This window comes from Allobosea sp. (genome assembly GCF_048595345.1).
Classification (GTDB): domain Bacteria; phylum Pseudomonadota; class Alphaproteobacteria; order Rhizobiales; family Beijerinckiaceae; genus Allobosea.
The window spans coordinates 1-12,015 of record NZ_JBMDWH010000121.1 but is presented as its reverse complement, the minus strand read 5'-3'; the positions used below and the strand labels follow the sequence as shown (position 1 = coordinate 12,015).

The following is a 12,015-nucleotide window of genomic DNA, read 5'->3' as shown; positions in this document are numbered from 1 at the left end:
TTTGGCGAGGCCGCGCCGCTTCATGACTGCACCCGGGGATCGATCGCGGCGTGCAGCAGCTCGACCACGAGGTTGATCAGGAGGAACAGCACCGAGATCGTCAGCACGATGCCGACGACCATCGGATAGTCGCGGCCCTCGCCCGCGCGCAGCAGGGGGGTCGACAGGCCCGGCCAGTTGAAGACGTATTCGACCAGCACGGTGCCGCCCAGCAGCGTGCCCATCTGCAGGCCCAGCACGGTCACCACCGGGTTCATGGCGTTGCGCAGCACATGCACCACCAGGACGCGGCCGGGCGCGAGCCCTTTGGCGCGGGCTGTGCGGACATAGTCATGGGCGAGCGCGTCCAGCGTGGCGGCCCGAGTCATGCGGAAGAGCACGGCGGCGAGGCCTTTGGCGATGGCGACCGCCGGCAGCGCCAGCAGCTTGAGATGCTGCGCCGGATCCTGCGAGAAGGCCACGAAGCCGCCCGCGGGCATCAGCCGCAGCGTCTGGGCGAAGACCAGAACCAGCAAGGTGCCGACGACGAAGACCGGCACGGCCAGCAGCAGCGCGGTGACCCAGGAGGCGGCGCGATCGAAGGCCCCGCCCCGATGGATCGCGGCATAGACGCCCGCCGGGACGCCGAAAACCACCGCGATCAGCGTGCCGGCGAAGATCAGTTCCAGCGTGCGCGGCAGCCTGAGCGCGATTTCCTGCAGAACGGGGTAGTCATCGACGAGCGAGGTGCCGAGATCGCCCCGCACCAAGCCGGCGAGGAACCGGCCGTATTGCGTCAGCAGCGGCTGGTCGAGACCGAGCTTCTCGCGCAGCTCCGCGACCGCCGCCGGATCGGGCATGGCGCCCGAGCTGGACAGGAGTAGCTCGGCGGGATCGCCCGGCACCATGTGCAGGGCCATGAAGACGATCGTCGCAACGAGCCACGCCGTCAGGAGCGTGAGCAGGGCGCGACGGGTGAGCCAGGCCGCGCTCATGAGAAGAAGGTCTGCTCGAGCATGTTGCCGGAGGAGTTGGACAGGGCGCCGGGCAGATTGACGAAGCCGGAGATGGTCTTCGCCATGCCGTAGCCCTGCTGGCGCCAGGCGAGACCGACCAGCGGCACCTCTTCCAGCGCCGCCGCCTGCATCTCCTTGTAGATCGCCGCGCGCTTGGTCTGGTCGAATTCGGCGCGGCCCCGCGCGAGTGCCGCAATGGTGCGCGGTGCATCGACCCGGAAGGAGCGGCCATGGGTCGGCGAAAGCGAGGTGTCGAGCACCACGGTGAGGCCGTCAGGGTCGTTGTTGTCGGCGGAGACCCCATGGATCGCCATGTCGTACTGCCCGCGCGTGCCGCGGCTGACGCGGGTCGACCAGTCGGGCAACTGCAATTCGCACTGGATGCCGATCTCGGCGAGGTGCTGCTGCACCACTTCCGCCGTGTCCTTGTGCATGCCGAACTGGGCGGTGGCGAGCAATGTGGTCTGGAAGCCGTTGGCGAAGCCGGCCTCGGCCAGCAGCGCCTTGGCGCGGGCCGGGTCGTAGTTCCAGCCATGGGCGAGCTTGTCGTCGTACCACGGCGTTCCCTCGACGATCGGCACTCCTTCCAGCGGCTTGCCCCGGCCGAAGAAGGCGACCTTGACGATATCCTCGCGGCGGATCGCATGGGCGATGGCGCGGCGCACGCGCGGATCGTTGAAGGGTGGCTTGGTGCCGTTGAAGAGCACGTCCATGAACGGGCCTTCCTGGATGTCGAGCTTGAGGCGCGGCTCGGCCTCCACCGCCGCCATGGACTGCCAGGGCACATATTCGATCATGTCGACATCGCCGGACATCAGCGCGGCGTTGCGCAGGTTCTCGTCGGCATAGACGATGAATTTGATGCCCTTCACCTTCGGGATTCCGGGCTTGTAGAATTTGTCGAAGGGCGCGAGCTCGAGCGAGGAGCCGCGCTCCTGCCCGACGAGACGGAACGGGCCGGCGCCGACGGGTTCGTTCGCCGGCGATTTCCGCCAGATGACGAAGGTGTTGTAGTTGCCGAACCAGCTCGGCAGCGTGGCCTGCGGCTCCTTGGTATAGAGCTTCACCGTCGCCGGATCGGGAATCTCGATGCGCTCGATCTGCTGGAACTGCGTGCGCATATAGGCCGTCGATTTCTCTCCGGCGATCTGCTCGATCGACCATTTCACGTCGTCGGCCGTGACGGGCTCGCCATTCTGGAAGAGGCAGCCCTTGCGCAGCCGGAAGACCCAGGCGCCATCGGCTTCATGCGACCAGGATTCGGCGAGCTCGCCGCGCAGATTGCCGTCGGGCCCGTAGGAGACGAGGCTGCGGTGCAGCAGCATCTTGACCGTGCCGGCGGAGGCGCCGGTCGAGACCCAGGGCTGGAGATTGGGCGGGAAGGCGGACAGGCCGTAGCGGATGATTCCGGCCGAGGCCTGGGCGCGGGCGAGGCCGCCGAACAAGGGCGAGAGCAGCGGGGAGCCGGCGAGGGCGGGGCCTGCGAGGCCGGCAGCCAGGAGAGAACGGCGGGAGATGCTCATCGTCTGTTCCTCTGCTGTTGGGCTCAGCGTCGCTCAGCGTCGCCCGGGCACCGGCCGTTCGCCACCAGCAAGGACGATGCCGAGAGGCGGCCGGGCGCGGCGGGTGGCCCGCCTGCCGCGACGGCTTTCGTCCTGCATGAGAGTGGTCGACGATGGCACGCTCAACGTTCCCCGGCACGGGCTCTCTGCATCCCACTGGACGCCGCCCGCGCTTCTGATGCATCATGTATACGAGGCGGATTTTTCGGAGTCTACCGCCAAAGTCGCATTGCGCGGCGCGGGATGGGGGCGACCATGGCGACGACCGAGCGGCAGGGGGAGGATGGCGGCGAGCGCGGCCGCCCGACCCGCGAGCGCGTCTATCTCTATGTGCGCGAGCAGATCCTGCGCGGGCATTTCGCCGGAGGCTCCTTCATCGAGGAAGAGGCGCTCTCCTCGGCGCTGGGCGTGTCGCGCACGCCGGTCCGAGAGGCGTTCCACCGGCTGGAGGCGGAGCGCTTCATCGATCTACTGCCGCGGCGCGGCGCGATGGTGCGCCAGGTCACGGTGCAGGAGCTGCTGAACCTCTACGAGGCGCGGCGGATGATCGAGGGTCACGCGATCACGCGCATCTGCCGCGAGGAAATCGCCGTGCCCGCCAAAATGGCGGAAATCCTCGACGCGATCGAAAGGCTGCCACGAGACGATTATTTCGGGCATGTCGAGCTCGATCGCCGCTTCCACTTCGTGATGGTCGCCGCAGTCGGGAATGTCGTGCTCTCCGAGCTTTATCAATCTTTGGGCGCGCGCCAGCAGCGCGTCGCCATGACGGCGATCAGCACCGAGCCGAGCCGGACCGCTCGCATCAACCGGGAGCATCGCGACCTGCTCGCCGCGCTGGAGGCGTGGAACGAAGCGGAGGCGATGGCGGTGATGGAGCAGCATCTTCGGCCGATCACGGGCGTCATCTCGCGCCTGCCCCGGGACGAATAAGCGGGCCCGCCAGCACCGTCTGGAACGCATAATAGTCAAACGATATGACTATTCAGGCGTAACGTGATGTGCCAGACTTCCCGGCAAGAGCAGAACGCCTCTTGGGCAGGGCGTTCGGTCAGGGAGGCGAGAATGACCGGCACGGCGATGAAGACCGCGCGGCCCTGCGCCTGTCCCGGCGGCCGCCATCCGCAGGGCAGGGCCGGCGCATGACGGCCCGGATCGTCTCGATACCGGCGCGCCGCGGCCATTCCAACCATGCCGAGATCGCCCGCAGCATCGGCATCGACATCATCACGGGGCGCTATGGCGAGGGGGCCAAACTGCCCGGCGATGCCGAGCTGACCCTCGCCTTCCGGGTCTCGCGGCCCGTGCTGCGCGAAGCGGTCAAGACGCTGGTGGCGAAGGGATTGCTCAGCACGAAGGCCCGCGTCGGCACGGTCGTTCGCTCCCGCTCTGCCTGGAACATGTTCGATTCCGACGTTCTGGCCTGGCATCTCGATGCCGGGATCGACCGCAGCTTCGTCGTCGCCATCGCCGAGATCCGGCAGGCGATCGAGCCCAGGGCGGCGAGCCTCGCTGCGCAGCGCCGGACCGAAGCCGATCTGGATGCGATGCGGGCGGCGATCGAACAGATGCGGGTGGCGGCGGAACAGCAGACGGCCGCCTTCGCCGAAGCGGATGTCGCGCTGCATGTCGCCGTCGCGAACGCCGCCGGCAATCCGTTCATCCGTTCCATCGGCGCGATGATCGAGGCGGCGTTGCGCGCCTCGTTCGAATTCAGCGCGCCGAGCGACGAGGCGGATTACGCCTTCACCATCGCCTCGCACCAGCGGATCGTCGACGCCATCGCCGCACGGGACCCTGCGAGCGCTGCCGATGCGATGACGCATGTCATCGCCTACGGCCTGAAGCGGCCCGCGCCGAAGAGCTGAAAAAAACGCGCCGAAGGTCGCGGAAACGACAAGAACAGGTCAACAGGGACGACGCCGATGCCTCATTCGCCAGCCCAGCCGCGCTACAAGGGTGTGTTCCCGGTCGCGCCGACCGTCTTCGACGCCGACGGCCGGCTCGACCTCGAGGGCCAGAAGCGGGCGGTCGACTTCATGATCGACGCCGGCTCGCACGGCTTATGCATCCTGGCTAATTTCTCCGAGCAGTTCGTCCTGACCGACGAGGAGCGCGAGCGCGTGATGGAGACCGTGCTGGCGCATGTCGCCGGCCGCGTGCCCGTCATCGTCACGACGACGCATTTCTCGACCGCGGTCTGTGCCGAGCGCTCGCGTCGCGCGCAGGAGCTGGGCGCCGCGATGGTGATGGTGATGCCGCCCTATCACGGCGCGACGTTCCGCGTGCCGGAGGCTTCGATCTACGATTTCTATCGCGGGGTTTCGGACGCGATCTCGATCCCGATCATGGTGCAGGACGCGCCGGTGGCCGGCACGCCGCTCTCGGTGCCCTTTCTCGCCCGCATGGCGAAGGAGATCGAGAATCTCGCCTATTTCAAGGTGGAGGTTCCGCAGGCGGCAGCCAAGCTGAGGGCGCTGCTGGAGGCGGGCGGCGATGCCATCGAAGGCCCCTGGGACGGCGAGGAGGCGATCACGCTGATGGCCGATCTCGATGCCGGCGCGACCGGCGCGATGACCGGCGGCGGCTATCCGGACGGCATCCGCCAGATCACCGATCCCTATTTCGCCGGCGACCGCGAGGCGGCGATCGACGCCTATCAGCGCTGGCTGCCGCTGATCAATTACGAGAACCGGCAATGCGGCCTGGCCGCCTGCAAGGCGCTGATGAAGGAGGGCGGCGTGATCGCTCATGAGACGCTGCGCGCGCCGCTGCCTGCGATGCATCCGGCGACGCGGTCAGGATTGATCGAGATCGCCAGGCGGCTCGACCCGGTCGTGCTGCGCTGGGGGCGCTGAGCGATGACCCTGCGCCTCGCCATCGTCGGGCTCGGCAAGATCGCGCGAGACCAGCATCTGCAGGCGATTGCGGCGACGGATGGCGTCGAACTGGTGGCGGTCGCCAGCCGTCATGCCGGCCTCGACGGCGTCGCCAACTTCCCGACGCTGGAGGAATTGCTCGCCGGCGATGTCGGGGTCGATGCGGTGGCGCTCTGCACGCCGCCGCAGGGGCGCCACGAACTGGCGGCCATGGCGCTTGCCGCCGGCAAGCATGTGCTGCTGGAAAAGCCGCCCGGCGCGACGCTCGGTGAAATCGCCCCGCTGGTCGCGGCGGCCCAGCGGGGTGGCCTGAGCCTGTTCGCGACCTGGCATTCGCGCTTCGCGCCGGCGGTCGAGCCGGCGCGCGCCTTCCTGAAACGGCATGCGCCGCGCAAGGTCTCGATCGTCTGGAAGGAGGATGTGCGCGTCTGGCATCCTGGCCAGGACTGGATCTTCGAGCCCGGCGGTCTCGGCGTCTTCGACCCCGCGATCAATGCGCTGTCGATCCTCACCGCGATTCTGCCGGAGCCGGCCTTCGTCACCGGGGCCGACCTCGCCTTTCCCGCAAACCGGCAGGCGCCGATCGCGGCCGAACTCGACCTGCGCGGGGCCTCCGGCCTGCCGATCACGGCGGCGCTCGATTTCCTCCAGAGCGGCGAGCAGAGCTGGGACATCCGCATCGAGACCGATGGCGGCAGGCTGCTCCTGTCGAAGGGCGGTGCGCGGCTGACCCGTGACGACGCGGTGTTGATCGACGAACCCGAGCAGGAGTATCGCGGCATCTATCGCCACTTCGTCGAACTCTGCGCGGCCGGGCGAAGCGACGTCGATCTGGCGCCGCTGCAACTCGTCGCCGATGCGTTCCTGCTCGGCCGGCGACGCAGCGTCGAGGCTTTCGCGTGGTGAGCGCGGAGCCGTCCCGAGCCGTCCTGCGCGACGGGTTCGGCCATATGCCGGATGGCCGGCCGGTCGAGCGCCTGATCCTGCAGGGCGAGGGCGGCTTTGCGGCGTCGATCCTGACGCTGGGCGCCAGCGTGCAGGCGCTTCAGGTCCCCGATGTCAAGGGCGAATGCGCGGATGTCGTGCTCGGCTTCGAGGTGGTGAAGGGATATCTGGCGCGGCGCAGCTTCTTCGGTGCGACGGTGGGACGCTATGCCAATCGCATCGCCGGCGCTGCCTTCGATCTCGACGGCAGGCGCTTCGATCTTCCCGCCAATGACGGGCCCCATGCGCTGCATGGCGGGCCGGGGGGCTTCGACCGGGCGCTGTGGACGGTCGAGGAGGTCGGCGCGGGCAGCGAACCCTTCGTGACGCTCGGCCATGTCAGCCCCGATGGCGATCAGGGCTTTCCCGGCACGCTGAGGGTTCGCTTGACCTATCGCATCGTCGCGGGGCGTTCGCTGGCGCTGGATTTCGAGGCGACCTGCGACGCGCCGACGGTGGTCAATCTGACGCATCACGGCTTCTTCAATCTCGCCGGGGTCGCGCGCGGCGGCAGCATCCTCGATCACGAGCTCACGATCTTCGCCGATGCCGTTCTGCCCGTCGATGCCGGGCTGATCCCGCTGCAGGAGCAGGTCTTGCCGGTTGCCGGCACGCCCTTCGATTTTCGCAGCGGTGCGGAGATCGGGGCGCGCATCCGCGATGACCATCCGCAACTGCGGCTCGGCCATGGCTACGACCACTGCTACCGATTGCCGGGCGGCAGGACCGCCGCGCCGTGGCTGGCGGCGCGCGTGATCCATCGCGGCAGCGGGCGCGGCCTGGAGCTGTCCACCGACCAGCCGGGGCTTCAGCTTTATACCGGCAACTGGCTGGACGGCGCGGTGGCGGGCAAGCAGGGCCGGCTGCACCGCCAATCCGACGCCTTATGCCTTGAGCCGCAGGCCTTTCCGGACGCGCCGAACCGGCCGGATTTTCCATCGACGCGGCTCGATCCCGGCCAGGTCTACCGGCACCGATCCACCTTCCGCTTCTTCACGGTTTGAGCAAGGCGCGTCCATGACCGATACCAGCCACGACATGTCCGGCCTGCCGCCGCTGGAGCAGCGGCCGGTGACGATGCTGGCGGCGGCGCCCTGCCATCTCGGGGAGGGTCCGACCTATGATCCGGCCAGCGGGACGGCCTGGTGGTTCGATATTCTCGGGCGCCGTCTGCACGAAGCGGACCTTTCGCGGGGCAGCGTCCGCGTCCATGATCTGCCGGTGATGGCCAGCGCGCTCGCCTGGCTGGAAGATGGGCGCCAGCTGCTCGTCGCCGAGGACGGGTTGCATCTGCGCAATCCCGGAACAGGCGTGCTGGAGCGTCGTCACGCCGTGCCGCCGAAGGAGGTGCCGTTCCGCTCCAACGATGCCCGTGTGCATCCCAGCGGAACGCTCTGGTTCTCGACGATGGGCCGGAAGGCGGAGGCGGGTCAGGCCGTGATCTGGGCGCTGCATGGCGGTCGCATCGAGCGCCTCTTCGGGGGCATCACCATTCCCAACGCCATCTGCTTTTCGCCCGATGGTGCCACGGGGTATTTCTCCGACACCCGGCAGAACACCCTGATGCGCGTCGTGCTCGATCCGGCGAGCGGGCTCCCGGCGGGCGAGCCGACCCTACTCCTGCACCATGAAGGGCCGGGCGGCCTCGACGGGGCGGTGACCGACGCGGAAGGCACGATCTGGTGCGCGTTCTGGGGCGCGGGGTGCGTCGCGGCGATCGGCACCGATGGCCGGATGCTGCGACGGATCGCAGTGCCGGCGCGCCAGCCGAGCTGCCCGGTCTTCGTGGGTCCCGACTTCAGGCAGATGCTCGTCACCTCAGCCTTTGAGGGCATGGACGAGGCCGCGCGGGCGGGCGATCCTCACCATGGACGGACCTTCCTGATCGATCTCGGCGTCGCCGGAAAGGCGGAGCCCCGGGCCAGGCTGGAGGCTTGAAGACGACCCGATCTCGCAGACGACCGTGCTGGTTTCCAAAGCGCGGCGAAACAACACCCCGAGGACAAACAAGGAGACCGCAACCATGAAACGACTGACGACATTCCTGTCAGCCCTCGCACTGGGGGCCATGGCGCTCGGCGGCACGGCTCTCGCTCAGAGCAAGGCCACGGTGGGCCTCGCGATGCCCACCAAATCCTCCGCCCGCTGGATCGCGGATGGCGACAACATCGTGAAGGTATTGAAGGAGCGCGGCTACAACACCGATCTCCAATATGCCGATGACGACATCCCCAACCAGCTCTCGCAGATCGAGAACATGGTGACCAAGGGTGCCAAGGTGCTGGTGATCGCCTCGATCGACGGCACGACGCTGTCCGACGTGCTGAAGCAGGCCAAGAGCCAGGGCATTACGGTCGTGGCCTATGACCGGCTCATCCGGAACACGCCGAATGTCGATTACTACGCCACCTTCGACAATTTCCAGGTCGGCGTGCTGCAGGCGCAGTCGCTGGTGAAGGGGCTCGGCATTCCCGAGAACAAGGGGCCCTTCAACATCGAGCTGTTCGGTGGCTCGCCCGACGACAACAACGCCTATTTCTTCTTCAACGGCGCCATGTCGGTGCTCAAGCCGCTGATGGACCAGGGCGTGCTCAAGGTCGCCTCCGGCCAGATGGGCATGGACAAGGTGTCGACCCTGCGCTGGGACCCGGCCACCGCGCAGGCCCGCATGGATAACCTGCTCAGCGCCTTCTACACCAACAAGCGCGTCGATGGTGTGCTCTCGCCCTATGACGGGCTGTCGATCGGCATCCTGTCCTCGCTCAAGGGCATCGGCTATGGCAGCGGCAACATGAAGATGCCGATCGTCACCGGTCAGGATGCCGAGGTGCCGTCGGTGAAGTCGATCCTCGCCGGCGAGCAGTATTCGACCATCTTCAAGGATACGCGCGACCTCGCCAAGGTGACCGCCGACATGGTCGACGCGGCCCTGAGCGGCAAGACGGTCGAGGTCAATGACACCAAGACCTACGAGAACGGCGTGAAGACCGTGCCGTCCTATCTGCTGAAGCCCGTCGTGGTCGACAAGAGCAACTGGGAAAAGGTGCTGGTCGAGAGCGGCTACTACAAGAAGAGCCAGATCAACTGATCGCGCAGCAGGCGCCGTCCCGGGGCAGGCCGTTCGCCTGTCGCCCGGGGCGGCGTCGCCAGACGAGGAGGACGGCATGAGCCCGATCCTGGAGATGCGCGGCATCAGCAAGAGCTTCGGCCCGGTGAAAGCGCTCTCGGATGTGAGCTTCACGGTCGAGCCGGGCGAGATCCATGCGCTGGTCGGCGAGAACGGCGCCGGCAAATCCACCCTGATGAAGGTGCTCAGCGGGGTCTATCCGCATGGCTCCTATGACGGGCAGATCATCTATGAAGGGACGGAGCAGCAGTTTCGCGACATTAGCGGATCCGAGGCGAAGGGCATCATCATCATCCATCAGGAGCTGGCGCTCATCCCGCTGCTCTCGATCGCCGAGAACATCTTCATCGCCAATCCGCCCTCGCGCTTCGGCGTCATCGACCGCGGCGCCGTGCATCGGCGCGCCCTCGCGCTGATGAAGACGGTCGGGCTCCACGAAGACCCGGACACGCTGGTGACGCATCTGGGCGTGGGCAAGCAGCAGCTCGTCGAGATCGCAAAGGCGCTGTCGAAGGAGGTGAAGCTCCTGATCCTGGACGAGCCGACGGCGAGCCTCAACGAGACGGACAGCGCCGCGCTGCTCGATCTCTTGATGGCGTTCCGAGCGCGGGGCATCTCCTCGATCCTGATCTCGCACAAGCTGAACGAGGTCTCGCGTGTCGCCGACCGGATCACCGTGCTGCGCGACGGGCGCACCGTCGATACGCTGGATTGCCGGCAGGGCGAGGTCGAGGAAGACCGGATCATCGTCAAGATGGTCGATCGCGACCTGGAGCACCGCTATCCGCAGCGCGAGCCCAAGGTCGGCCCGAAGCTCGGCGAGGTGATCTTCAAGGTCGAGGACTGGTCGGTCTTCCACCCGCTCCATGCCGAGCGGCAAATGGTCCGCCATGTCGATTTCGAGGTCCGCGCCGGCGAGATCGTCGGCATCGCCGGACTGATGGGCGCTGGCCGCACCGAATTCGCGATGAGCCTGTTCGGCCGTTCCTATGGCCAGAAGATCAGCGGACGGGTCTGGCTGGAGGGCAAGCCGGTCGATCTGTCGAGCGTGCGAAAGGCGATCGACGCCGGCCTGGCCTATGTCACCGAGGATCGCAAGGAACTCGGCCTGATCCTGTCCGACGACATCCGCCGCAACATCTCGCTCGCCCATCTCGACGGCATCGCATCGGCGCGGGTCATCGACGAGATGAGGGAGCTCAAGGTCGCGAACGGCTATCGCGGTCGCATGAGGATACGCTCGTCGAGCGTCTATCAGGAGGTCGGCAAGCTTTCCGGCGGCAACCAGCAGAAGGTGGTGCTGTCGAAATGGCTGTTCACCGACCCCAAGCTGCTGATCCTCGACGAGCCGACGCGCGGCATCGATGTCGGCGCCAAATACGAGATCTACACGATCATCAACGCGCTCGCCGATGCCGGCAAGGGCGTGGTGGTGATCTCCTCGGAAATGCCGGAGCTGCTCGGCATCTGCGACCGCATCTGCGTGATGAACCAGGGCGCCTTCGTCGGCGAGTTTCCCGGCAAGGAAGCGACGCAGGAAAAGATCATGCGCGCCATCATGCGCCATGACACCAAGGAAACGAGGCAGGGAGGGCTTCGGCCATGACGGACAACACCTCCATGGACGACGCGCCTGCGCTCGCCGCCAAGCCGGGGCACGGCGCCTTCTGGAAGAACAACCTGCGCGAATACGGCATGGCGCTGTCGCTCTTCGCCATTATGGTCTTCTTCCAGGTGGTGACCGACGGCACGCTGCTGCGCCCGCTCAACCTCACCAATCTGGTGCTGCAGAACAGCTACATCGTCATCATGGCGCTGGGCATGCTCCTCGTCATCGTCACCGGCCATATCGATCTGTCGGTCGGTTCGGTCGCCGGCTTCGTCGGCGCGGTCGCCGCCGTGCTGATGGTGAAGCTCGGCATGCATTTCGTGCCCGCCACGCTGATCTGCCTGGCCGTCGGCGGCGCCATCGGCGCGATGCAGGGCTACTGGGTCGCCTATTTCAAGATCCCGTCCTTCATCGTCACGCTCGCGGGCATGCTGGTGTTCAAGGGGCTGGCGCTGGCGCTGTTGCAGGGCCAGTCGGTCGGGCCCTTCGCGCCGGATTTCCAGAAGCTCTCCTCCGGCTTCATTCCCGAGGCGTTTCCGGGTGTCGGCGTGCTCTACCCGACGACGCTGGCCATCGGCGTGGCGCTCGCCGCCGGCCTTGTCTATCTGAGTTTCAAGGCGCGCTCCCGGCACGAGCAGCACGGCATCGAGGTCGAACCCTACGGCCTCTTCGTCGCCAAGAACCTCGTCTTCGCCGGTCTTCTCACCTATGTCGCCTATCTGATCTCGTCCTATCGCGGCCTGCCGAACGTGCTGGTGATCATGGCTCTGCTGATCGCGCTCTACGGCTTCGTGACGCGGCGCACCACGATCGGTCGTCAGGTCTATGCGGTGGGCGGAAACGAGCGGGCGGCCAAGCT

11 protein-coding genes are annotated in these 12,015 nt (G+C 67.0%); 9 read left to right on the top strand and 2 right to left on the bottom strand.

What is annotated here, in order from left to right:
- Nucleotides 1-20: 20 nt before the first annotated feature.
- Together ACOJTB_RS11995 and ACOJTB_RS11990 are read right to left on the bottom strand one after the other, a co-directional pair.
- The gene (locus ACOJTB_RS11995) at nucleotides 21-974 is read right to left on the bottom strand and encodes an ABC transporter permease (protein WP_420102753.1); all 954 of its coding nucleotides are present in this window, start codon (nucleotides 972-974) and stop codon (nucleotides 21-23) included.
- Entirely contained in the window at nucleotides 971-2,518 is a 1,548-nt protein-coding gene (locus ACOJTB_RS11990; RefSeq protein WP_420102752.1) for an ABC transporter substrate-binding protein, read from the bottom strand. Before ACOJTB_RS11990 ends, ACOJTB_RS11995 begins: the two co-directional genes overlap by 4 nt.
- Nucleotides 2,519-2,812: 294 nt before the next feature.
- Between ACOJTB_RS11990 and ACOJTB_RS11985 the strand changes: the two genes are divergently transcribed.
- The 9 genes from ACOJTB_RS11985 to ACOJTB_RS11945 form a co-directional block, all read left to right on the top strand.
- Nucleotides 2,813-3,490 (top strand): GntR family transcriptional regulator, encoded by a 678-nt coding sequence (locus ACOJTB_RS11985; RefSeq protein WP_420102751.1) that lies wholly within the window; start codon nucleotides 2,813-2,815, stop codon nucleotides 3,488-3,490.
- A gap of 209 nt (nucleotides 3,491-3,699) precedes the next feature.
- Nucleotides 3,700-4,425, top strand: coding sequence for a FadR/GntR family transcriptional regulator (locus tag ACOJTB_RS11980; RefSeq protein WP_420102750.1), 726 nt, complete (start codon nucleotides 3,700-3,702; stop codon nucleotides 4,423-4,425).
- 57 nt (nucleotides 4,426-4,482) lie between these two features.
- Nucleotides 4,483-5,415 carry a dihydrodipicolinate synthase family protein gene (locus tag ACOJTB_RS11975; RefSeq protein ID WP_420102749.1) on the top strand — a complete coding sequence of 311 codons (933 nt, stop codon included), beginning with the start codon at nucleotides 4,483-4,485 and terminating at the stop codon, nucleotides 5,413-5,415.
- Between the two features lie 3 nt (nucleotides 5,416-5,418).
- On the top strand, nucleotides 5,419-6,342 hold the full coding sequence (locus ACOJTB_RS11970) for a Gfo/Idh/MocA family protein (protein ID WP_420102748.1): 924 nt from the start codon (nucleotides 5,419-5,421) through the stop codon (nucleotides 6,340-6,342).
- The gene (locus ACOJTB_RS11965; RefSeq protein WP_420102747.1) at nucleotides 6,336-7,424 is read left to right on the top strand and encodes an aldose epimerase family protein; all 1,089 of its coding nucleotides are present in this window, start codon (nucleotides 6,336-6,338) and stop codon (nucleotides 7,422-7,424) included. The genes ACOJTB_RS11970 and ACOJTB_RS11965 overlap by 7 nt, the downstream gene beginning before the upstream one ends.
- 13 nt (nucleotides 7,425-7,437) lie before the next feature.
- The gene (locus ACOJTB_RS11960) at nucleotides 7,438-8,358 is read left to right on the top strand and encodes an SMP-30/gluconolactonase/LRE family protein (RefSeq protein WP_420102746.1); all 921 of its coding nucleotides are present in this window, start codon (nucleotides 7,438-7,440) and stop codon (nucleotides 8,356-8,358) included.
- Nucleotides 8,359-8,443: 85 nt separating this feature from the next.
- Entirely contained in the window at nucleotides 8,444-9,508 is a 1,065-nt protein-coding gene (gene chvE / locus ACOJTB_RS11955) for a multiple monosaccharide ABC transporter substrate-binding protein (protein WP_420102745.1), read from the top strand.
- A 76-nt stretch (nucleotides 9,509-9,584) separates the two neighbouring features.
- The gene (gene mmsA / locus ACOJTB_RS11950; RefSeq protein WP_420102744.1) at nucleotides 9,585-11,153 is read left to right on the top strand and encodes a multiple monosaccharide ABC transporter ATP-binding protein; all 1,569 of its coding nucleotides are present in this window, start codon (nucleotides 9,585-9,587) and stop codon (nucleotides 11,151-11,153) included.
- Nucleotides 11,150-12,015 (top strand): ABC transporter permease subunit (locus ACOJTB_RS11945; protein WP_420102743.1); only part of this gene is annotated, 866 nt, incomplete at its 3' end. The genes mmsA and ACOJTB_RS11945, both read left to right, overlap by 4 nt.